This is a genomic window from Pseudomonas sp. 15C (genome assembly GCF_055484735.1).
Map to the genome: position 1 here is coordinate 40,406 of NZ_JBUDGD010000010.1, position 19,630 is coordinate 60,035.

The 19,630-nt window shown below is 57.6% G+C and carries 26 protein-coding genes; 15 read left to right on the forward strand and 11 right to left on the reverse strand.

Annotated elements, in window-relative coordinates; genetic code table 11:
- Positions 1-224: 224 nt before the first annotated feature.
- The 9 genes from ACYYKW_RS07940 to ACYYKW_RS07980 all read right to left on the reverse strand — a co-directional run bounded on the left by ACYYKW_RS07940 (position 225) and on the right by ACYYKW_RS07980 (position 6,106).
- Positions 225-905: a hypothetical protein gene (locus ACYYKW_RS07940; protein WP_464989827.1), complete on the reverse strand. Its 681-nt coding sequence runs from the start codon at positions 903-905 to the stop codon at positions 225-227.
- A gap of 259 nt (positions 906-1,164) precedes the next feature.
- Positions 1,165-1,806, reverse strand: coding sequence for a recombination protein NinG (locus tag ACYYKW_RS07945; RefSeq protein ID WP_464989828.1), 642 nt, complete (start codon positions 1,804-1,806; stop codon positions 1,165-1,167).
- Positions 1,803-2,273: a NinB/YbcN family protein gene (locus tag ACYYKW_RS07950; protein WP_464989829.1), complete on the reverse strand. Its 471-nt coding sequence runs from the start codon at positions 2,271-2,273 to the stop codon at positions 1,803-1,805. The genes ACYYKW_RS07945 and ACYYKW_RS07950 overlap by 4 nt, the downstream gene beginning before the upstream one ends.
- Positions 2,270-2,590, reverse strand: a complete 321-nt coding sequence (locus tag ACYYKW_RS07955; protein ID WP_464989830.1) for a hypothetical protein — start codon at positions 2,588-2,590, stop codon at positions 2,270-2,272. Before ACYYKW_RS07955 ends, ACYYKW_RS07950 begins: the two co-directional genes overlap by 4 nt.
- Positions 2,587-3,384 (reverse strand): hypothetical protein, encoded by a 798-nt coding sequence (locus tag ACYYKW_RS07960; RefSeq protein ID WP_464989831.1) that lies wholly within the window; start codon positions 3,382-3,384, stop codon positions 2,587-2,589. Before ACYYKW_RS07960 ends, ACYYKW_RS07955 begins: the two co-directional genes overlap by 4 nt.
- Positions 3,371-4,342, reverse strand: coding sequence for a phage replication protein (locus ACYYKW_RS07965; protein WP_464989832.1), 972 nt, complete (start codon positions 4,340-4,342; stop codon positions 3,371-3,373). The genes ACYYKW_RS07960 and ACYYKW_RS07965 overlap by 14 nt, the downstream gene beginning before the upstream one ends.
- A gap of 1 nt (position 4,343) precedes the next feature.
- On the reverse strand, positions 4,344-5,066 hold the full coding sequence (locus ACYYKW_RS07970; RefSeq protein ID WP_464989888.1) for a Rha family transcriptional regulator: 723 nt from the start codon (positions 5,064-5,066) through the stop codon (positions 4,344-4,346).
- Positions 5,067-5,215: 149 nt separating this feature from the next.
- Positions 5,216-5,830: a hypothetical protein gene (locus ACYYKW_RS07975; RefSeq protein ID WP_464989833.1), complete on the reverse strand. Its 615-nt coding sequence runs from the start codon at positions 5,828-5,830 to the stop codon at positions 5,216-5,218.
- A 54-nt stretch (positions 5,831-5,884) separates the two neighbouring features.
- On the reverse strand, positions 5,885-6,106 hold the full coding sequence (locus tag ACYYKW_RS07980) for a transcriptional regulator (RefSeq protein WP_021491160.1): 222 nt from the start codon (positions 6,104-6,106) through the stop codon (positions 5,885-5,887).
- On the opposite strand from ACYYKW_RS07980, the gene ACYYKW_RS07985 reads away from it, so the two are divergent.
- The 5 genes from ACYYKW_RS07985 (at position 6,000) to ACYYKW_RS08005 (ending at position 10,355) form a co-directional block, all read left to right on the forward strand.
- The gene (locus tag ACYYKW_RS07985) at positions 6,000-6,935 is read left to right on the forward strand and encodes an XRE family transcriptional regulator (RefSeq protein ID WP_464989834.1); all 936 of its coding nucleotides are present in this window, start codon (positions 6,000-6,002) and stop codon (positions 6,933-6,935) included. The two genes, ACYYKW_RS07980 and ACYYKW_RS07985, sit on opposite strands and share 107 nt — an antisense overlap.
- 75 nt (positions 6,936-7,010) lie before the next feature.
- Positions 7,011-7,472 carry a DUF6932 family protein gene (locus ACYYKW_RS07990; protein ID WP_464989835.1) on the forward strand — a complete coding sequence of 154 codons (462 nt, stop codon included), beginning with the start codon at positions 7,011-7,013 and terminating at the stop codon, positions 7,470-7,472.
- Positions 7,469-8,383 (forward strand): hypothetical protein, encoded by a 915-nt coding sequence (locus tag ACYYKW_RS07995; protein WP_464989836.1) that lies wholly within the window; start codon positions 7,469-7,471, stop codon positions 8,381-8,383. Before ACYYKW_RS07990 ends, ACYYKW_RS07995 begins: the two co-directional genes overlap by 4 nt.
- Before the next feature lie 121 nt (positions 8,384-8,504).
- Positions 8,505-9,080, forward strand: coding sequence for a hypothetical protein (locus ACYYKW_RS08000; RefSeq protein WP_464989837.1), 576 nt, complete (start codon positions 8,505-8,507; stop codon positions 9,078-9,080).
- A 495-nt stretch (positions 9,081-9,575) separates the two neighbouring features.
- Entirely contained in the window at positions 9,576-10,355 is a 780-nt protein-coding gene (locus tag ACYYKW_RS08005; protein ID WP_464989838.1) for a hypothetical protein, read from the forward strand.
- Positions 10,356-10,598: 243 nt separating this feature from the next.
- Here ACYYKW_RS08005 and ACYYKW_RS08010 read toward each other — a convergent pair whose 3' ends face one another.
- Positions 10,599-10,949 carry a hypothetical protein gene (locus tag ACYYKW_RS08010; protein ID WP_464989839.1) on the reverse strand — a complete coding sequence of 117 codons (351 nt, stop codon included), beginning with the start codon at positions 10,947-10,949 and terminating at the stop codon, positions 10,599-10,601.
- A gap of 195 nt (positions 10,950-11,144) precedes the next feature.
- Here ACYYKW_RS08010 and ACYYKW_RS08015 point away from each other — a divergent pair, with 195 nt between their 5' ends.
- The 8 genes from ACYYKW_RS08015 (at position 11,145) to ACYYKW_RS08050 (ending at position 15,678) form a co-directional block, all read left to right on the forward strand.
- Positions 11,145-11,549, forward strand: a complete 405-nt coding sequence (locus ACYYKW_RS08015; RefSeq protein WP_464989840.1) for a hypothetical protein — start codon at positions 11,145-11,147, stop codon at positions 11,547-11,549.
- Positions 11,546-11,752: a hypothetical protein gene (locus ACYYKW_RS08020; RefSeq protein WP_464989841.1), complete on the forward strand. Its 207-nt coding sequence runs from the start codon at positions 11,546-11,548 to the stop codon at positions 11,750-11,752. The genes ACYYKW_RS08015 and ACYYKW_RS08020 overlap by 4 nt, the downstream gene beginning before the upstream one ends.
- Positions 11,734-11,928, forward strand: coding sequence for a hypothetical protein (locus ACYYKW_RS08025; protein ID WP_464989842.1), 195 nt, complete (start codon positions 11,734-11,736; stop codon positions 11,926-11,928). The genes ACYYKW_RS08020 and ACYYKW_RS08025 overlap by 19 nt, the downstream gene beginning before the upstream one ends.
- Before the next feature lie 156 nt (positions 11,929-12,084).
- Positions 12,085-12,972, forward strand: a complete 888-nt coding sequence (recT, locus tag ACYYKW_RS08030; RefSeq protein WP_464989843.1) for a recombinase RecT — start codon at positions 12,085-12,087, stop codon at positions 12,970-12,972.
- Complete coding sequence (locus ACYYKW_RS08035) at positions 12,969-14,591, forward strand: YqaJ viral recombinase family protein (RefSeq protein WP_464989844.1); 1,623 nt, start codon at positions 12,969-12,971, stop codon at positions 14,589-14,591. Before recT ends, ACYYKW_RS08035 begins: the two co-directional genes overlap by 4 nt.
- On the forward strand, positions 14,588-14,830 hold the full coding sequence (locus ACYYKW_RS08040) for a hypothetical protein (protein ID WP_464989845.1): 243 nt from the start codon (positions 14,588-14,590) through the stop codon (positions 14,828-14,830). The genes ACYYKW_RS08035 and ACYYKW_RS08040 overlap by 4 nt, the downstream gene beginning before the upstream one ends.
- A complete protein-coding gene (locus tag ACYYKW_RS08045) occupies positions 14,827-15,291 on the forward strand; it encodes a hypothetical protein (protein WP_047301322.1) in 465 nt (154 codons plus the stop codon). The genes ACYYKW_RS08040 and ACYYKW_RS08045 overlap by 4 nt, the downstream gene beginning before the upstream one ends.
- A 75-nt stretch (positions 15,292-15,366) precedes the next feature.
- The gene (locus ACYYKW_RS08050; protein ID WP_464989846.1) at positions 15,367-15,678 is read left to right on the forward strand and encodes a hypothetical protein; all 312 of its coding nucleotides are present in this window, start codon (positions 15,367-15,369) and stop codon (positions 15,676-15,678) included.
- A 9-nt stretch (positions 15,679-15,687) separates the two neighbouring features.
- On the opposite strand, the gene ACYYKW_RS08055 is transcribed toward ACYYKW_RS08050, so the two are convergent.
- Complete coding sequence (locus ACYYKW_RS08055) at positions 15,688-16,743, reverse strand: putative phage abortive infection protein (protein WP_464989847.1); 1,056 nt, start codon at positions 16,741-16,743, stop codon at positions 15,688-15,690.
- 281 nt (positions 16,744-17,024) lie between these two features.
- Here ACYYKW_RS08055 and ACYYKW_RS08060 point away from each other — a divergent pair, with 281 nt between their 5' ends.
- A complete protein-coding gene (locus ACYYKW_RS08060; RefSeq protein ID WP_464989848.1) occupies positions 17,025-18,692 on the forward strand; it encodes a DNA cytosine methyltransferase in 1,668 nt (555 codons plus the stop codon).
- Positions 18,693-19,040: 348 nt separating this feature from the next.
- On the forward strand, positions 19,041-19,616 hold the full coding sequence (locus tag ACYYKW_RS08065) for a hypothetical protein (RefSeq protein ID WP_464989849.1): 576 nt from the start codon (positions 19,041-19,043) through the stop codon (positions 19,614-19,616).
- The last annotated feature ends 14 nt before the right edge of the window (positions 19,617-19,630 follow it).

Here is a 19,630-nt window from a genome sequence, read left to right on the forward strand (position 1 = left end):
TCCTACTTGTCCAGGTTGTTGTTTTGCGTTTGGTGTATCGATGCGAGCTTGCAGGAACCACATAAACAATACTGCTGCCAGCCCTCCAAACATCAACAACCCGCCTGCTCCGAAGCCGCAGCTTCCTGCCCGGGCCGTCACTCCTCGATACGCGCAGGAATGACAGGATGGGTGAATAATGCGACATGGCGACATGACATTGCAAGCCCTTTTAAGGGACTATTTCACGCCGCCTCACCTTCCAGCACTCCGACTGCTTCAAGCATGTGTTGCGCCTCGACCAGAGCCTCGTTCACAAGCGACTCCAGCCCGTCCTTGATGGCCTTATTCCATCGCTGGTAAGTGCGTTCTGTAAGCCCTTGGGAATCCCAATTCGTCATGTCGTAATTCGAGTCGGCCAGGACGATCATCTCGCCTGGCTTTTCCTCGGCTACGGCGCGCGCATGCTTGTTGGCCCGGGCGACGTCAGCGTCTGCTGCTGCGTTGCGCCAATCCCACTGCCCCTCCTCCTTGTTCTCCCGGTGCTTAGGTGCTTTGATCTGGGTCACCGCTCGCTGAATGCCCTTCACCTGCTGCGGCACCGCCCAGACCAAGACGGACTGTTGCGTGAAGCGCTGCGGTGCTGGGGTCTTCACCACGGCGACCAGCCGGCCGATGGAATCGATCTTGCGGCCCCGATGCGTGCTGTACTTGGCGACGAGGGCGTTCCAGTGCCTCGGGGAAAGCTGGGCGTGCAGGAGCTTGTGCACGATGCAGTCAGCCAACAGCGCGGCATCCTTCCCGGATATCTCGCCCTTGAGCTTGCTGGCCTGTACCCGGGGCTCGACGTTGCATCCGCCGGAACTGTTGATCGTCTCGGCTGCCAAGGCCCGGACCACGGCGGAAATCACGTTGCGATAGGTCATGCTACGGCCCTCCGAGCCAGTTTATGTCCGCACTTTTTGCAGCGATCCCAGTTACCTGGTTCGAACATTGGCATCTTGTCCGTGCTCACAGTGTCGATCCCGCAGAGCGACCGCCAGAAATAAGCGCGACCATGAGCGGTGACGGCTGCGTACGCCCTCTCTTGGTTGAAGTAATGTGCTTTGCCGGTTATGGGAAACATCGGCTTGAGCCAGCCCTTCGAGGGTCTGCTGGCGCCGCCGGTGATTTGCGCAACTTGCGTCATGCTGCAGCCCTCTTCAGTTCGCGGGTCTTGGCCCGGTATTCGGCGGTGATCGCCTTGAGTTCGTCTACGGTGTGCTTTCGTGGTTCGTGGTCGGCTTCAAGCGCTTCGACGGCCTCCAGGCCGATGCGGGCGATAAGACCAGTTCGGAAGCCTTGGGAGACGGTGTATCCCTTGCGGGCATGCATGTAGGAGCCTGAGTTACAGGCCTTGCACTGAAGCCATATGTTGGATGGTTCCAGGCGCAGCTCGGGCCGGGCGCCTTTGCCCATGAAATGGCCCGCGTCAAATGCCCCTCCCACCTTCCAGCCTTGGGCGGCCAGAATCGATTCCTGCAACTCTCCGCAGCTGATGCAACCGCTGCCGATGCTCAGCTCATAGGTGCGCCGGTAGTCGCGTACCGCCTTCTCGGCATCCTTGAGGTGATCGCCGCGACTTTTCAGGGCCTCTTTGCGGACCTGGATCTCGCGGCGGTCGCGCTGGGCAATGGCCTTGCGGGCTTTCTCCATGTGGCGCGGTGCATCAATCGCCGCGCAGGCCGGACTGCAAACCGCCTGCCCCATCCGCGATGGGACGAATGAGGCCCTGCAAGTAGCGACTCGGCATTTCCTCGGCTTGGGCTGCTTCCGTTCAATTGTCATGCGGCCTCCTGGCTCAGCAGATCATCGAAGTAAACGCCCTGCGGTGTGAAGCGCGCGACAATGCGATCGGTGTAGGCAATGCCCTGGGAACGATTGAACAGACTGGTCACCGGGAAACCATCCGGGCCGAACAAATGGCAACCCCCCATCATCTCCAGCTTCGTTTCGTATGGCAGGTGACGCATCACCCGGTACCACTCAGCCTGAAACCCGGCATCCTCGTTCAGCAGGATCTGCACGCCGATGTGCAGCTTGCAGTAGCGACGGGCTTCAGCCTCATCGCCGATCTGGGTCATTTCCGCGATGCGCTTGTACATCGCGAACCACAGCCGGTTTTGGTCGAGCGTGCGGTCCTTGCCTGGGCGCAGCGATACCACGACGAACTTCTTGTCGCGGAACATAGTGCTGAGCGCGGTGATGGCTTCGGAGAGTTTGGCCTGGCAGTTGACGCTGATCTTGTCGGTCATGACTGCACCGCCGTGCTCATGGCGGCATCGATGGATGCGATAGACGCTTGGCGCCTTGGGTGCCTGAAGGAAACCTCATTGTTTTCATCCAGAAGCCCACGCACCTCGGCTTCGTGAATGAATTCGCGGGCCTCCAGCGCAGCCTTGCGCAGCGCCTCGTTTTCAGCCAGCAGCTCCAACGCCACCTCCTCCACAGTCTTCTCCCCAAGGAATTCCTGCAGCGCCTCGGTGTTGCGCTTCCAATCTGCGCAGTCGGCACGGAAGGACGCGGCTTCGGCCCACAGCAGCTTCTGGAGTTTTTGTCTGTCGATGGTCATTGAACCGCACTCCTTGCTTCCAATTGTTCGGCCTGCTGAATGAGCAGCGCCCGGCGATCCGCCAGCTCATTGGCTGCCAGAATTCGCAGTTCTGTTTTTTCCTCGGCCGATGCCTGGCGCATGGCGAGCATCGAATCCTTCACCGCGGCGAGCTTCTCGCGCAGCTTTGGCGAAGGACGCGCAACCTCACCGGTGAGCAGCGCAACGACGGCCCGACCATCTTCAGTGACCGGCGCGACACTCAAGTCGGCCAGATATTGCTGAGCTCGCTCCTGCGGGATGCGCTGCATCTGCACAGCCTTTGTGATCGCCTGCGTCCGGCGGTTGGCATCGAAGCCGACGGACACATGCCAATTGACGTGTTTGTTGTCCTCCCGGGCCTGACCCACCAGACGCTCATAAGCACTGTTGAACGCCATGCGCGCACCGACCTTGTCGCCGGCATCGAGGACAGGTTTTGCCGCTGCGAGTGCGAGCTGGATCTCGTCGGTCAGCACCACGGTTTCGAATTCATCGTTGGTGGTCACCGCGATCGCCCAGGCCTCGTCCTTGCCCGGCCGGCCGTCAGCAATCTGAACGCGCTGAAGAATGTCAGCCATTGCCAACTTGCCCTTCACCTCAAAGCGGCAGGCCTTCAGCGCGGCTTTCACTACCGGTACCGGGTAAGCGCAAAGGTCTTCGGCCATCATCGCCGCGGTGCCCGGGTTCATTTCCTGACCCATGGCCTCGGCGGTGGCGCAGATCGCTGCAGCGAGCCCGGCAACCTGCTGGTCGTTCATTTCAAAGGTACTCATTGCGCTCTCCCGCTTGGCGCTTGGCCAAGACCATTTGCGCGGCCTGTTCGGCGGCGGAGACGTTCGCTTCGGTACGTTCCATCTGGCGGGCAGTTGTCCCGTTGATGCGCTGACCAGTCACCCACTGGGTGTGGTAGCTCTCCGCGTTGGCCAGCAGTTCGTTGAGGCTGTGGCACTTGCGCAGAACGGCGGCATCGCTGGTTTTCAGGAAGTGGGCGGCGACGTGATGGGCGACATCGGCGCCGAGGCGGTCGACCAGTTGGCCCAGCTGGCCACCGACCTTGGCGTTCCACACGGGCCAGGTGCTGTAGCGCTTGCGGTAGGCCATGGCGTAGTTCGCCCAGACCTTGAAGGTTTTGCAGGACTGGTCTTTTGGGCCCGGCATGTCAGCGGGAATCTCGACCCGTGGCGCATCGGTGCGATCGATCACGAGAACCAGATTGCGGGCCGGCTTGTCCGGGCTGCCTTGCAAGTCCTGACTGGTACCCTGACTGGTACCCTGATGATTGGTATCCTGATTTGTCGGAGATTTTTCCGACCCTTGTTCGGATTTTTCTCCGACCTTGCTCGGATTTTTTTCCGAGGTAGATCGGATTTTTTTCCGACCTTCGTTCTTTGGTGGGGTCGGATATTTTTCCGACCCGTCCAGCTTCTGGTTCCACTCGATCGCCTTCTCGGTCAGGCGGAACAGAGTGATATTTGAAGTGCTGGAAAGCTCAATCAAACCCGCCTCTTCCAAGGCCTTCAGCAAGCGGTAAGCAGTGTCTGGCTTGTCGGTGAGCAACGGCAGCTCCTCGATGATCTTGGCCTTGCTCAGCGCGAAGAAGATCCCGTCGTCAGTCTTGATTGGCTTGGTCCAGCTCGGGCAGCCGTAGACGAAGGCGAACAGCAGGGCCTGCTGAGAATTCAGCCCCCACTCCAACGCCTTCACCTGATTGATCGTGACGGTGAATTGCATATCAGGCCTTCCCGACCAATTTGGCCAGTTCGAGAAAGCGGTCCACGTACCAGTGAGGCTGTGTCTCGCATGGGGATTGAGGGCTGGTGAGGTTTTTGCCGTAGGCCAGGCCCTTCTCGGTCACCGACCAGAAGTCGACCATTTCCTGCTTGGAGTTTTTGCGCTGGAGCTGCTTGAGGAAGCCCTTGGCGGCCAGTGCTCGGTTGAATGCTGCAGGCGCAATGCGGATGCTGTTGTCTTTCAGCAAGGCCGTGGCCGACTTGGTGGGCATCGAAGAGCCGCCGGCAGCATCAGGTGCAGAGTCGACGGCGTAGCCTGGGAGAAACTTCGGATCGAGCCCGTTGTTCTGGGCGATCTTCGTGAGCATGGCCATCTGGCAAGATGGCGCGGGCTTCAGCAGGCGCGTGAAGCACTCCATGATGGCGATCTCGCCGACGACCTTGGTGCCATTGAGCAGAACCTGCTCGCAGGCGCCCTGCTGCTGTTCAAGCTCGCGCCACCGGCGAATCACTTTCATCCGCATCGGGGCGCTATAACCGGTGAGCAGGCAATCGGTGTGTTCGCGGTCGAGCATGTATTCGACCTGCTCCCGGTTTTGACCGTCATGATAGATGTGCTCAAAATTGAGTACATCTAATTTCAGCTCTTTCAGCATCGCAGCGATGTCCCGCTTCACGTTGGCGTGCCGCTTGCCGGTGACGTTAGCGATCTCGCGGGAGGACATCGTGGTACGCGACACGTTTTCAGAACTCGAAAAACGTGTCGCGACACTGTTGGGGGTATTGCTCGAAGTAGCTTGGCTATGCATAATCGGCCTCATCAAGTGGTAATGAATTAGCCGGGGCGCAATCCCGGCTTTTTTGTGCCTGCGATTCAGGCAAGCTTCAAATTCGGTTTGTGCTTCGCAAGCAAAGTCTCGGCCTTCCGTCCTAGCTCCCCCGCCCGGGCTTCGACCTGACGGCATTGCTCAGCGAACGCTGGCAGATGCGGCAGGTCCTCTTCGCACATCACCTGGTCGTCAAATACTTCGCTGCCGGTATCGATCACATCGCCCAGCGCGCGGATCAACGCACCGAAGCTTTTATTGGCGCATTGGTCGCTTTGCATTTGACGGGCACCGATCAAGCCGTGACGGCTCGCCAGTTCGTTCAGACAGTGATCGCGGTACTCAGGCTCAAGGGCGTTGACCCAAGACTCTTCGAGCCAGGACGGCATTTCCTGATCGCCGTTCAGCCAGCGTTGAACACGCTTGAGCCAGCGGCTGGTTGCTTTCACGAACTCTTTCACGTCGCCATTCAGCTCGGACGAACTGAAGTCAGGGACGACCTTCTCCTTGGCTCGATCAGGAATCGACAGGTGCAGTTCGCGGCTCAAAGCCTGAGCGAAGTCGTCCTGGCTCAAGCTGGTGCGGGCGATCTGGTTTTGGGCATGAGCGACCAGCACCTGATCACGGGTTTGTACGGTGTGTCTGGAACTGGACGTTTGCATGGGAACTGCTCTCTTCTAATCTGGCTTCAATGGAACGGCGGACAGGGATGTCGCTTAGGCGGCCTGCGGCCTTTTCACCCTTGGTGGGTAAAGGTCTGGCCGAAGCTCAGAGCGATGAACCCCTGTTAATTTCTCGATCTCCAGCACCCGCTCAGCAGGAACGCGCCCGGTGGCGCACATCTTCTGCACTGCTTGTGGCGTGACCTTCAGTGACCGAGCTAGGGCGGATTGGCCGCCGGCAGCTTTCGCGGCCTTCTGGATTGCTGTCTGCGTCATACGCACCTCAAAGTTACAGCTACAACCTAAGGTTAACCCATGGAAGTATTTATCTACAACTCAAATTCGCAATTACATCTACAACCGTTGTTTGTATGATTTGTCGATGAAAAATATCGGTGAGCGCATCGCGCAAAAGAGAGAGGCGGCAGGCCTTAGCCAGTCGGAGTTGGCCCGTCGTTTGGGGCTGAGCCCTCAGGCCGTCCAGAAGTGGGAGGCTGGTGTTTCTACGCCGCGTAACAGCAAGCTGGGCGACCTGGCTGAGGCGCTCGGGACTTCAATGGGCTATCTAATAGATGGCGGTCCCGGCGAAGCAGGCAGAACCGCGCCCGACTCGAATGCCAGCTCCATGAAGTCCATTGATGGCTGGGACGAGAAAACCCCGCTCGACGATGACGAGGTTGAAGTTCCGTTTCTGCGCGAAGTCGAACTGGCTGCAGGATCGGGCCGGTTCGTGATCCAGGAGGATGAAGGGGAGAGCCTTCGGTTCCGCAAAAAGAATCTTCGCGAAAACGGCGTTCAGTTCAGCAACGCCAAGTGCGTTACCGTCCGGGGCAATAGCATGATGCCGGTTTTGCGTGACGGCGCGACAGTGGGGATAGACCTAGGTAAAACGAGCCTGGGCGACATCATCGACGGCGACCTCTATGCCATAAATCACAATGGCCAGATGCGCGTTAAGCAGGTTTTCAGGCTCCCGTCAGGAATCAGATTACGAAGCTTCAACCGCGATGACCACCCCGACGAGGACTACAGCTTCCAGCAGATGCAGGACGAGCAGATCGGCATCCTGGGGCACGTTTTCTGGTGGGGAATGTACGCAAGATAGACAGACCTCGCCGGCGCCGACCCGCTTCAAGCTGCTACGCACCGACTTATAGAAACGGAATGGAATCCACCGCCAATGCCAAAGCCTGATTTCCCCGCCCTTCTACCACCTGGCATGCACGCAAAAACCCTGCAAGAGATTTACGACCTTGCTGTCGCCCCTTTTCCTGATGATGCGCGGAGAATAGATCTATTCCGGAAGCTGTCCGTTTGGAGTGAGGCACTTGTGGCTGCAGGCGTAACGGGGACGATTTGGATTGATGGGTCTTTTCTCACCGCCAAGCCGAATCCTGGCGACATCGACTGCGTGATATGGAGCCCTAACTGGCGTGAACCAGCAGCTGCGTCAGCCGATGCACAGCAGCAAGTGGCGCGGCTGCTCGACCACGCCACGGCCGAGGCGATTTATGACCTAGACTTGTATCTCGAAACACCTGCTGCTGATCAGGTTTTCCATCGGGAAGCTTACTGGAGAGGTATCCTAGGGTCTTGTCATGATCGAGTAACGGCGAAGGGATTCGCGGAGGTCACAATATGAGCAGCAGCTTCCTTCGCGAGCACGCCGCTTCTTTGAAAGAATTTGCGGAAGATACTAAAGCTCGAGCAAAAAACAACCCGGATGATTTTTTCCTGCAATTAGCAGCAAAAAACCAAGAAGATACTGCGCGCTCCATTATGAGCAAGGTTGCGCTTAGTGAGTCCGATGAACTTGGCGAGCTCGTTGACGTTCGCCTGATAGGTCCTCAAGCCAACGGCAGTATCCCGCTCGATAGCTTTCTAAATACCATTGGTCCGCTTTCCAAAGCATGGAAACTTGCCGCGCACCGCCTTCGTTACGGAAATGACGCTGTCCGTGGTGTCGCAAGTGATGTGCTAAATGCGCTCAACTTCAAACTCGCAGGACTCGCCCACGGCTCTACTCATGTTTACATCACTGGTAACGCCGCCCCTGATTTGACCGGCGATAGCCTGCTACAAGCAACGCTTACGCAGACTTTCAGACTGCTGAACTCCAACCAGGAAGACTTTTATGACGCTGTAGATGCAGTTGGTGGAAAATCTGCTCACCAACTCAGTGAATTCATGAAAGGCCTGGGTAGTGCTGGTCTTGCCGTGCAGTTTTCTTGGCGGTCTTCCGCTGGGATGCAGACTTGGGATGGTCGGCCAGACGAAATCACAAGAGTCCGGGCGCTTCTGGACACTATCAATGAGCCAGAAAAGTATCAGGAAACCATTCAGGGCAACGTTGCAGGAATAACTGACACTGGTCGGCTAGCTATACGCACAATGGAAGGGAAGGTTCTTGTGCGTTTCCCTCTAAAGCTGACTGAGCAGGTTCAAAAGCTGAAAATTGCCTCTCGTGCCGTTGTTCACGTTGAGACATCGAAATACTGGGACTCGGTCGAAAAGAGGGATATTTTCAAACGCCATCTCCTATCGGTTGAGTAACAGCAACCACCCAAAACCCGGCCCAGCGCCGGGCTTCTTGTATCAGCCCTGCCCCTACCCCTCCGATGGTGGCTGTACGCCACTAATGCTAAAGTGCGGGCTCAATTACGGGAGGGATCCAATGAAAGGATTTGGGACATTCGCGCTGATCGTTGGCGCGTGCTGGCTGATCTTCGCGCTTAGTATGGATGTATCCGTGCCTACCGGCGCTGGCGGCCGAGTGAATAACCTGGGGCTCATGGCCGACCGCCAGATCCACACCATTGTTGGCGGTGTGATTGCGCTCGCAGGCCTTCTCATGGTTTTGCTGGGTGGTAAAGGCTCCCCTGCTGCCGTCCAGGTAGAGAAAGATACTCGCCCCTGCCCTATGTGTGCCGAGAGCATCAAGACTGCTGCGGTCAAGTGCAAGCACTGCCGCGCCGATGTTGAGCCAGTAGCCGCCCCGCGACTTAAAAATGGATGGGTCGCATCAACTGCCTGCCGTGACGAAGAAGAACAGCAGCGAACCATTGAAGCCATTACCAGTACCGGGCTTCCGGTTGTTCCAATGATTGGCCTAGCTGTGGGTGCCGGCCCATTTGAAACGAAGGAAGAAGCCAAGCAAGCCCTGGTCACGATGCGCGACGGCCCAAGGCTGTTCAGCGAGATCATCTATAGAGACTCGGTGAGCGGAAAGTATCCACCCATTAACGACTGATAGCCGAGAGTCACCAGAGCCCGCAAAGTGCGGGCTTTTTCATACCTGCGATTCCGACCTACAACCATGGCGAAACTCATCTACAACTTTAAATCGAAAACTCTACAACCAAAAAGCTTGCGTACTGTAACTTTTGGTTGTAGATTAAACCCATCGCAGCGACACAGAGCCACTGCGAAGGGCCTCAACAGACCCGCCGCTCTTTAACAACCAGCGCCATGAACGACTACCCGGCCAGTCCGGTTAGGTCACTCCCGGCTCTATCGGTGGGAGGTCAGTAAACCGATGAACAAAACCGCACTTGCCTCTACCGGCGACCGGCGATCCGACAGGCCCGAAAGCCTGCCCACGCGCAGCCCACTGCGACGGCGGACGAGGTGTTGACCGAACTGAGTGAATGACCTGGTAAGCGGGTGCGGAGAAAAACAGATTTCACTGGCTGGCCTTGGCGACAGGGCCAGACGGGAAATCAACCGATCAAGCACGGAGCATCAAATGAGCGAACAAACGCTTCAGCAACTGCTGGCCGAACGTGTCAGCACCTACGCCCTGTCTGATCGCCCTCGCGAGCTGATCGATGAGGGCATCGACAAGATGTTCAAAAGCGTCGTCGAAGACGCCTTCAGATCTTACGGCACCATCGGCGAATCAATAAAAACGGCCGTGAAGGAAGCCTTTCCGGCCAATGTCACCGACATGTTTGAGCTTCAGCGCTACAACGCACTGATCGCCAATGCTTTGCGGGAGCGCTGGGAGGCAGCGGGCATGGAGTCGGCAATCATGAAGCAGGCCGACGCATCCATCACTGAGGTGTTGACCGGTGAAGGTCTGCTCACAGGAGAGATTTCGCTGAAGGATTTGCTCGAAGCATTCATTGATGAGCACAAAGAAGAGGCTGCGGACGAGCGATGGAGCGCCCCGGAAATCCGCATCACTGAGGACGACAGCCATTCTCACAAGTTCTACCACATCTACTTCGATCCGCAGCCAGAAGGTGGGAGCCGGTACAGCTATAGCAATGAGCGCCGTAGCGACTACAGCCTTAAACACAACCTCCATGTGATGGTTGAAGGTGAGCGCGAAACCGGAGACCACTGGAGACCGAAAGTCGAATTCGGGAAGGTGTATAGCGCCCAACTCGATGCGAAAAAGGTCTCGATCAAAATGAATATCCGCTCGAAATGGGAGCGCATCCTGGCTTCGCTTTACTTCGGTGAAGCCGTTCTGCTGATCGACTGCGAGGAAAGCGATTTCTCTTACGGGTTCGACGACTGAACAACCAGCGCCACGACAGCCTGTCGTTAACTGCCCGATCCTCTCTATGAGAGCGCATCGGGGTGTGATCTGAGGCTAAGTCTCGGGCAGCGGATGTGCCAACCGGTCGCCTTCAGGGCTACCCCTTCCGCCGAATGCGGGTTGAGCCCCGGTCAGATCACACCCCGATGCGGACGAAACTGCGGCCTATAACCGCCCACCTGCATCAGGAATGAATCACAGCGAAGTGAGCAAGCGAGGCACTTACTTCGCGCTGATGAACCCGCCACAGAGACTGTCCAGCAAGCTCTGGCCGCCTTTGGAGTTGAAGAATTCAGCTGACTGCTTCACCTCCGTTTCGTACATGGGGTTTGTAGCAACCTCACGAATGTGTTTCGCCATTTCGTCAGTTATGTCCGCTTTCTGCTCCGTTAGGAATTTTTCTAAAGTGATACCCGCTTCTGGATGCTTTTTTGCGCATGCCTGGGTGGATGCGACAGCTATAACCGCTGTGTCGTGGTCCACGACAACGTCACTGGCAGCATAAGCCTGAACGACATACGCGAAGGCCAGTATCACGATGGCCGTACCAGTGCGGAATTTACTTAGGAACATGTAGATCTCCGGATCTCAAGTGCTTGGCGTTAACGCCAAGACATATCGGCCATGCTGGCTGGTTCCTTGAGCGATTTAGTTACCCTACCCCTACACCACCCGAATGCACTCCCCTGCGCGCCCAACGGCAACCAGCGGAGCGCATGAGTGCATCCGAGTTTTGTTGGATCAACACCCGCCACTCTGGAGACGACCATGTCAGCTCTACGCAAGCCCATCCCGGAAGACGACTTTCTCGACACGGAGGCAGGTCAGGAATGGTTGGCCGAATCGGTCGGCGATCTGCTTTCTCGGCAACACATCGAAGCGCCTAACCCGGTTGGGCGAAGCAAGGTCCTAGTCAGCGCAGACCAACTGCCGGAGGCGCTTGCGGATTACATGGCTGTGAACCCAGATCCAGACCGGTACATCGAGAAAATCCTGATCGAACTGATCAGGCGGCAAAACGGCGGAGTTCTGCAAACTTGGGCCATCGAAGCAGTCGGCGGTGATCCGCAAATCGTTCGGTCGCTCGCCGCCGACTTGGTTGCCGTGCACGCCAACGAATACCGCGACGCCAAACGCGAAAGCGATCTCATCGAGCAGGAGTGTGGGTTTTGAGTCCGCACGTCCTTATTGGCGAGGAGCTGGAGACCTTGGCGGAACCAGCAACGCCGGTCAGTTGGTCGGTGGTGATTCAGAGAACCCTGGCTGAAATGATGGCCGACGAGCGCATCACCATCGAAGAATTCAACCATTACTGCGGGCGCCTCAACAAGATCGTTGCCAGGCGCAAGGAGTCTTCATGCCTACCCCAATCGTAAAAACGCTGGTCGATGAGCAGCTCGACGATATCGAGCGCCGCATTGCGATTCTCGGCTTCGGCCTGCCCTTCAACGAATTGATCGGCCGCAAGCGCGAGGATCTGGTCGACAAGCTCCCGCAGCGCCTGTCGGTGACCATGAAAGGCGGGCGCATCGCTGTGAGGGCTCGGCCGTGACCGGTCGCCAGCTTGCCCGCCGCATTCTGATTCGGCGCGGATCGTTTTCCGCCATCGGCGTTTTCACCTTTCTGATGGTGCTCAGCTCCCTCGCCGATCGCATCACTCAGTAAACGAAGCATTCAACCGCTGCGCACCGCGCGGCAAGGAACACTTATGTCCGCTCAAAGCGTGGCGCCGGTGGCGCACGAACGAAATCTTCACGTCCTTCCGCACGCCGCAACCAGCACCAGCGCTCTGGTATTGGATGGCGACAGCCTAGACAAAATGATGCGCTTGGCCGAAGTCATGGCCACCGGCCGCGCCACGCTGCCGAAGCACTTCAATGGCAACCCCGCGGATTGCTTGGCAGTCGTTATGCAATCGATGCAGTGGAAGATGAACCCATTCGCAGTGGCGCAGAAAACGCACCTGGTGAACGGCGTTTTGGGATACGAGGCACAGCTGGTGAACGCCGTGATCACCACCTGCGCCCCGGTGCTGGATCGCCTTCACTACGAGTGGTACGGCGCGTGGGAAAAGGTGATCGGCAAATTCACCATCAAGAACGGCGACAAAGGCGAGTACCGCGTACCGGGCTGGAAGCTTGAGGATGAACAAGGGCTTGGCGTGAAGGTCTGGGCGACCTTCCGAGGCGAAGACGAGCCCCGTGTCCTTGAGCTGTTGCTGGCCCAGGCTCGCACCCGAAACAGCACGCTCTGGGCGGATGATCCTCGCCAGCAGTTGGCGTACCTCGCCACCAAGCGCTGGTCGCGTCTCTACTGCCCGGACGTGATTCTCGGCGTTTACAGCCCCGACGAGCTGGAAGAAACCTCGCCAACCATTCGCGATGTATCGCCGGCGCGCGGAGCGACCGCTGCAGAGCTCCCGCCCTACCCCGACGAAAAACTCGCAGAGAATCTGCCGAAGTGGCAGATCGCGGTGGACGCAGGCCGCTCTGCTCCCGATCACCTGATCGCAACCGTCAGCAGCAAATTCACCCTGAGCGAGGAGCAGATCGCCAGGATCAAAGCGCTCGCGCCAATTGAAGGAGACCAAGAATGAAAATCCACAATGTCGCCCAAGGTTCCGAAGCCTGGCACGCGCTCCGAGCAAACTACTTCACTGCGTCAGAAGCACCAGCAATGATGGGCGCCTCGAAGCAGATGAAGCGCACCGAACTGCTGCACGCGAAAAAGACCGGCCTCGATCGAGACGTATCGTGGTGGGTGCAGAAAAACCTGTTCGACAAGGGGCACGAAGCGGAGGCGCTCGCTCGACCGATCCTCGAAGAACGAATCGAAGAAGATCTGTTCCCCGTGGTCGGCACCGAAGGTGATCTGCTCGCATCGCTCGACGGCTGCACGATTCTTGGCGACGTGCTTTTCGAACACAAAATGTGGAACGAGCAGCTCGCTGCTGACGTTCGCGCCGGCACCCTCGATCCGCACTACTACTGGCAGCTCGAACAGCAGTTGCTGGTGAGCGGCGCCGAGAAGGTGATTTTCGTCTGCTCCGACGGCACGGAAGAAAACTTCGTTTCGATGGAATACGTCCCGGTCCCGGGTCGTGCCGCAACACTCGTCGCAGGCTGGAAACAGTTTCAAGCTGACCTTCTGGACTTCACGCCAGCGGAAGCAATACCGGAGGCCGTTGGCAAAACGCCCGAATCCTTGCCAGCGCTGCGCATCGAAGTGACCGGCATGGTCACCGCCAGCAACCTGGAGCAGTTCAAAGCACACTCGCTGGCGGTGTTCGGCTCGATCAACACCGTACTGGAAACTGATCAACACTTCGCTGACGCAGAAAAAGCGGTCAAGTGGTGCGGTGATGTCGAGGAGCGGCTAGAGGCTGCGAAGCAGCACGCCCTGAGCCAGACCGAGAGCATCGACGCGCTCTTCCGCACCATTGACGAGATTAGTGCCGAAGCCCGCGCGAAGCGCTTGACGCTCGACAAGCTGGTGAAGGCTCGTAAGTTGAGCATCCGCGAAGATATCGTCATGACCGCAGCCAAGGCGCTTCAGACGCATATCGACCAGATCAACACTTCACTGGGCGGAAAAGCGCGCATGCCGGCGGTGCCTGCCGACTTCGCCGGGGCGATCAAAGGCAAGAAGACGATCAGCAGTCTGCGCGACTCCGCCGATTCCGAACTGGCCCGAGCGAAGATCGCCGCAAGCCAGATCGGCGACAGCATCCGGACCAACTTAGCCAGCTTGGACGAGCTCGCAGCCGACTACCTGTTTCTGTTCAATGACGTTCAGCAGCTGGTGATGAAGGCGAACGACGACCTGGTCGCGCTGATCAAGGTGCGAATTTCTGAGCACCAGAAGGCTGAGGAGCAAAAAGCGGAAGCGCAGCGTGAGCAGATCCGTCAGGAGGAGCTGAGCCGAATCGCGGCCGAGGCGAAAGCCAACGCACCGGTTGAGCCTGCAACGGTCGCAAGCCCGGCACCGGTGAAGGCCGTCGCACCGGTTCAGTCTGCCTCGAAGCCAACAACCGCGGCGCCGGTGAACCTGCAGGCCGAAGTGTTTGATCTGGAAGAGCTGATCAAAGCAGTTGCCTACGGACAAGCGCCTATCTCTGTGCTGACCGTGGACTGGGAGAACCTCGACGCGCTGGTCGCAGATCAGGGCAGCAAATTCAGTATGGCCGGCGTAAGGCTGGTAAAGGTGGCGGCATGATCAGTCTCAACCTCAACGCAGTTCGGGCAAAACAAACTGAGTCGGAACAAATCACGGCGGCGATGGCTGACTTCTGGACGCGGCCCGGCGGCAGCTTTAAAGAGTTGCCGCCGACTCGTATGAAGCCAAGGCCTGCGCGGCGCGACTGGGTAGACCCTGAAACGGTCCTCAAGCGGCGGCCTAAGCCGATATCGGCCGCTGACCGCAAGGCTCTGCGCAAAATGGCGGACTCGCTATGAAGTCGAAACGCAAACCCAACAACGGCTTCGCCCGGGCTGAGCGCAGCTGCCGGGCACTGCTGCGCACCAACCACGTCGCAGTGGTGAACATCGACCCCAGCGGCAGCCAGATCATGGCGAACTGGAAGAGCTGCAAGCAGATCCGCAGCCTGGCGATCGCCAACGCGATATTCGATTTCTCCTACCGCTGGACGATCTACATCGCCGCCATGTGTCGAGACGAGCGTGGCGCCGAGTACATCAAGTCGGTGGAGATCTCGCCGGAGGGCATCTACAAGGTCGAGCGCCTCACCGACGCGATCGAGCATTACTACCTGGAGCTGCGGAACAGCGCGAACCCGAACCATCTGGTCGCGTCAGGCTGGATCGCCATTCCCGACGAGATCTCAATGGACGAAGCGCAAGCCGCGAAGCTGTTCTACGCCGCCGGCGCCTGGCATCAGGTGAAGGTCGCAGCGTGAGACGTTTTCGCACCCAACAACGCAAACGACAGACCTGGCTGGACTTGCCGGCCAGCGGAATTGAAGAGGTAGGCCATGGCCAAGAGCAATGCGGACATTCAAAGAAACAAGCGCGCCAAGGAGAAAGCCCTGCTGGATCGGATCGGCGCCGAGAAGCGCACGCTGATCGTGTCGAAGGCATTGGATGATGCCCTTCATGCGCTCGGCGAACGCCACGGTTTCGAGGAGTGGCAGGAGACGGCGTCGACGTTGCTGATCAACCTCGCCCGCGCAACGGCCTATGAGTCTGGCCGATTCGCAAACATGTCGCGACCTGAAATAGTGGTTACGGAAAAGCAGTCGCGACAGCTTGAAGAGTTCGCCAAACTTGGTGCTATGCCTTGTTAGATGCAACGGTCACCCATGAAAAGTAGCGTTAAACTTTTTCCTTAAAATCCCGGTTGAAATATGCCGTCTCTTCTTCATCGACACCCTCTCACTCTGAGCATCAAGCAACCTTACATCTCTTATTTGTATATCCTCGTAGTCGGCAAATGCAAGGTAACTATAATGGTTATTTGCAAACTTTGGATCTTCAGCAGCCAACTTGCTAAGCCCTTTAAAAAGAGAGTATTTTTCGGCAAGATATTTCAAGCCTACCCCCTCTTCTGTCAAACAACTTAGGTACAGCATCGTCAACTCAGCCGGCGTCAATTGAGCACGCAGCATATTTATATATTGGCGCTTTGCAAAATACATAGGCCTATATGCCTTATCCTCTTCTCTCCGCAGCTGCATTTTCTCCTTAGACGTTAAGCCTTCCACTTTGTTTTCAACCACAAAGTCGCTACTAGCAGCCAACCCTTCATAAGTATCAACATACTTAATTACTTGATACATTCCCCTACAGTAGACATTGAGGGTGTCACCAACTCTTTTCCTGAAATCTTTGCTGAATTTTTCTAGCGAATACTCGCCCAAAGCTTCCACACTTGATTCATCAGACAAAATTCTAAAACACGGAGCGGAATTGTTTACGAGAATATCAAACGCTTCTTTGCCGACTTTTGTGCCAATACAGACATCAGCCCTTGAGTTCATATAAACATCCAGAAGACGAAAGAAAACCGACTCAAAATTCTGGGTTCTAATGTAGTTAGCTTGCTTCTCCAAATGCTCATTCGCGCGTTTATTCTCTTCCTGCGCAACCTTAAGCTCTTTACTTTGCAGCCTCATGGTCACCAAGACTGCCGCAAGCGTCAAAGAACTTAATAGGGGATTCAAAATACCGCCAAAAAAATCTCCAAACTGCCCCCATACCTCCTGCGAGGGTGACGTTTGAACTCCAAACGTTGTTAGATATTTAATCAACATCACAAAACCAGACAAGGCAACCAGACCGATCATTACTTGAAGCCAAATCGGTACGATCGGTGCAGTCTCATCCATGTTTCCTAGAACGTCCTTATTCATCCAACTTCCTCCACGTTACGCTTCGCTTGAATGGTGGGTAGATAGACATGCTATCTCTAACTTCATATCTCGCAACGGGGAGTTCTCTATTGTCAACCTCTACCAGCTCATATATATCTGCATCTTGTCCTTTGCGCTGTTCCATCCTACTGCTTCTAATTACAAGCTTGTGAGAGCGAGGAATATTGAGTAAAGCCTCGTATGTATCACTCATCAGTTTTCTGCCTTTCAATCTAAGACTAACTAAGCATACCAAACATCCACTGCATTGAGGTGTAACCATGCCCATCACTTACGGAAGCGTGTGCAGCGGCATCGAGGCGGCAACACTTGCATGGAAGCCGCTCGGCATGCGCGCCACCTGGTTCGCCGAGATCGAAGCGTTCCCCAGCGCGGTGCTGGCTCACCACTACCCGAACACGCCGAACCTCGGCGACATGACCAAGCTCGGCGCCCTGGTGCTGGCCGGCAAGATCGCCGCACCGGACGTCCTCGTCGGCGGGACGCCGTGCCAAGCCTTCAGCGTGGCCGGGATGCGCGAAGGCCTCACCGACCCGCGCGGCGCCCTCACCATCAAATACGTGGAGCTCGCAGATGCAGTTGACTATGTTCGAGCAGGCCAGCGAAAGCCGCCCTGCGTCATCGTCTGGGAAAACGTCCCCGGTGTCCTCAGCGACAAAGGCAACGCCTTCGGATGCTTTCTTGGCGCGCTTGCTGGGGAAGACTGCGAACTGCAGCCTTCAGGGAAGAAATGGCCGGACGCTGGTTGTGTGTATGGACCCAAAAGAACAATCGCGTGGCGGATCCTGGACGCCCAATATTTCGGCCTGGCCCAACGACGCCGCCGTGTGTTCGTTGTCGCAAGTGCTCGAGACGGATTCGATCCCACCGAGGTACTTTTTGAGCGAGAAGGCCTGCGCCGGGATACTGCGCCGCGCCGAGGCGAGGGGCAAGACGTTACCGGATCAGCTCCTTTCGGCCCTGCGCTCCAGTGCGGATGTGGATACACCTTCGACGAGTCACTAGGGCATTACGGTTGCCCGAACTGTGAAGGTGATGAAGGGCCGGCGGTTGGAGTGTTCTGCGGCGTGCCGGCTTTCGGCGGCCATAGCCTGGGCGGATCTGTCGAGCGATCGGCAACGCTAACCGCGAAAGACACCCGGCTCGACATGGAAAGCGAGACGTTCTTCGTAGCGCCCACGCTCGCCGGCGGCGCGCGCAAGTCTGGAGGCTACTCGCTCACTGCGCCAGCTCTGCGCGCACAGGCACAGAGCAGCCACCGAGCCGACTCAGAGGCTTTTATCGTGGCCGGCACACTCAATGCCAACGGTAAAGCGGCCGGCAGCGCAACCCAGCAGGATGCGGAATCCGGCTTGCTGGTTGTCCATGGCACGCAAGACCCTGGTGTGAGCGATTCAACCGCCTTCGCCCTCGGCCGGAACCATGGACAAGAAAACGCCGTTCTCGCGTTCTCCTGCAAGGATCACGGCGCCGACGCCGGCAATGTCGCGCCAACGCTGCGCGCAATGAACCACTCTGGAAGCCATGCCAATGCCGGCGGACAGGTCGCAGTCTGCATCACTGGCGATATCACCCACACGTTGAAGGCGGATGGCTTCGACGGCAGCGAGGACGGCACCGGGCGCGGCCAGCCAATCGTAGCTGCGCTTTCGCCGACCCTCCGGTCCGGCAATATGCGCAACAACAGCAATCCAGTAACTGAGGCTGAAATGCTCGTTGGCGGCTCGAAGGTTCGGCGCCTCATCCCGCGCGAGTGCGAACGCCTGCAGGGGATGATCGACGACTACACGCTGATCCCTTGGCGCGGCAAGCCTGCCAGCGAATGCCCGGACGGACCGCGCTACAAGGCGATCGGCAACAGCAAGGCCGTGCCGTGCGTGCGCTGGATCGGCCGGCGAATCCTTCGTCAACTCAATCCGGATGAATAAGCAGCTCTTGGTCGTCAGAGGTAAGGGTCGGCTCCAGATCCTGAGGCCGGTTAGGATCAAGTGGTTCTTGCCGCTTCCTTTCTCGCTTTGCTTCGAGCAAAGCTCGGGCTCGACCTATGTCGAACTCTTTACCTTCGGCCAGCGTTTCAAGCGTTGAAGAAATGCAGAAGTACCCACCACACGGTGGGCAATCGAAGCGCAATCCTCCTGCAAAGGTTGGATGCGCAATTGCTCCAGCGTTACCGCAAATTGGACAGCCCATAGCGTTACTCCTTGTTGTGGTCGCTGAACTGTAGCTGGTTTTCCACACTCCACCGCCCGGGCATGCCCCGGCATAGGACGCCATCCATGCTGAACATCTTCTGGCGAATCCTCGCCAAGGTACTCGCTCGCCCGGCCATCGCCGACTGGCTCATCGCCCGCGCCAAGCTCAACCCGTACCAGCACATCATGTCCGCCGACGGTACCGAGATGTACATGGGCCGCTGGTGGCTGTTCAACCCGTACAGCCGGGAGACGCACAAGGCAACGCTGTGGTGGTGCCCGTGGTCGTTACGCATTCACCACATCATGCGGCCGGATGAAGACCGGGATCTGCACGATCACCCTTGGAACGCCAGGACGATCATCCTGCGTGGTTGGTACATGGAAGAGCGTCTTGAGCCTGCGAGCCACGTCGACATGCTGAAGCCGGGCCCTCTTCTATGGCTGGAAGAGCCGGACGACCTCTTCAAGCTGTCGATGAAAACTCGCAGCCCGGGCGACACCGGCCGCCTCAACCACGGCGAATACCACCGCATCGACCAGGTATCCCCCGGCGGCGTCATCACCCTCTTCATCACCAGCAAGTGGCGCGGTGACTGGGGATTCCTCGTAAACGGCGTGAAGGTGCCTTGGCGCACCTACACCGGTACCGACAACTGATTGGAGATTGCAGG

Bases quoted from the DNA above. Each gene is read 5' to 3' on its own strand.
- ACYYKW_RS08035 (WP_464989844.1), top strand. From the start codon at position 12,969: ATGAAAATCCACAATGTCGCCCAAGGTTCCGAAGCCTGGCACGCGCTC.
- ACYYKW_RS07945 (WP_464989828.1), bottom strand. From the start codon at position 1,806: ATGACAATTGAACGGAAGCAGCCCAAGCCGAGGAAATGCCGAGTCGCT.
- ACYYKW_RS08055 (WP_464989847.1), bottom strand. From the start codon at position 16,743: ATGAATAAGGACGTTCTAGGAAACATGGATGAGACTGCACCGATCGTA.
- ACYYKW_RS08015 (WP_464989840.1), top strand. From the start codon at position 11,145: ATGTCAGCTCTACGCAAGCCCATCCCGGAAGACGACTTTCTCGACACG.
- ACYYKW_RS07995 (WP_464989836.1), top strand. From the start codon at position 7,469: ATGAGCAGCAGCTTCCTTCGCGAGCACGCCGCTTCTTTGAAAGAATTT.
- ACYYKW_RS08005 (WP_464989838.1), top strand. From the start codon at position 9,576: ATGAGCGAACAAACGCTTCAGCAACTGCTGGCCGAACGTGTCAGCACC.
- ACYYKW_RS08040 (WP_464989845.1), top strand. From the start codon at position 14,588: ATGATCAGTCTCAACCTCAACGCAGTTCGGGCAAAACAAACTGAGTCG.
- ACYYKW_RS07965 (WP_464989832.1), bottom strand. From the start codon at position 4,342: ATGCAATTCACCGTCACGATCAATCAGGTGAAGGCGTTGGAGTGGGGG.
- ACYYKW_RS08010 (WP_464989839.1), bottom strand. From the start codon at position 10,949: ATGTTCCTAAGTAAATTCCGCACTGGTACGGCCATCGTGATACTGGCC.
- ACYYKW_RS08045 (WP_047301322.1), top strand. From the start codon at position 14,827: ATGAAGTCGAAACGCAAACCCAACAACGGCTTCGCCCGGGCTGAGCGC.
- recT (WP_464989843.1), top strand. From the start codon at position 12,085: ATGTCCGCTCAAAGCGTGGCGCCGGTGGCGCACGAACGAAATCTTCAC.
- ACYYKW_RS08065 (WP_464989849.1), top strand. From the start codon at position 19,041: ATGCTGAACATCTTCTGGCGAATCCTCGCCAAGGTACTCGCTCGCCCG.
- ACYYKW_RS07975 (WP_464989833.1), bottom strand. From the start codon at position 5,830: ATGCAAACGTCCAGTTCCAGACACACCGTACAAACCCGTGATCAGGTG.
- ACYYKW_RS07960 (WP_464989831.1), bottom strand. From the start codon at position 3,384: ATGAGTACCTTTGAAATGAACGACCAGCAGGTTGCCGGGCTCGCTGCA.
- ACYYKW_RS08000 (WP_464989837.1), top strand. From the start codon at position 8,505: ATGAAAGGATTTGGGACATTCGCGCTGATCGTTGGCGCGTGCTGGCTG.
- ACYYKW_RS07990 (WP_464989835.1), top strand. From the start codon at position 7,011: ATGCCAAAGCCTGATTTCCCCGCCCTTCTACCACCTGGCATGCACGCA.
- ACYYKW_RS07950 (WP_464989829.1), bottom strand. From the start codon at position 2,273: ATGACCGACAAGATCAGCGTCAACTGCCAGGCCAAACTCTCCGAAGCC.
- ACYYKW_RS07955 (WP_464989830.1), bottom strand. From the start codon at position 2,590: ATGACCATCGACAGACAAAAACTCCAGAAGCTGCTGTGGGCCGAAGCC.
- ACYYKW_RS08025 (WP_464989842.1), top strand. From the start codon at position 11,734: ATGCCTACCCCAATCGTAAAAACGCTGGTCGATGAGCAGCTCGACGAT.
- ACYYKW_RS08060 (WP_464989848.1), top strand. From the start codon at position 17,025: ATGCCCATCACTTACGGAAGCGTGTGCAGCGGCATCGAGGCGGCAACA.
- ACYYKW_RS07980 (WP_021491160.1), bottom strand. From the start codon at position 6,106: ATGACGCAGACAGCAATCCAGAAGGCCGCGAAAGCTGCCGGCGGCCAA.
- ACYYKW_RS08050 (WP_464989846.1), top strand. From the start codon at position 15,367: ATGGCCAAGAGCAATGCGGACATTCAAAGAAACAAGCGCGCCAAGGAG.
- ACYYKW_RS07970 (WP_464989888.1), bottom strand. From the start codon at position 5,066: ATGTCCTCCCGCGAGATCGCTAACGTCACCGGCAAGCGGCACGCCAAC.
- ACYYKW_RS07940 (WP_464989827.1), bottom strand. From the start codon at position 905: ATGACCTATCGCAACGTGATTTCCGCCGTGGTCCGGGCCTTGGCAGCC.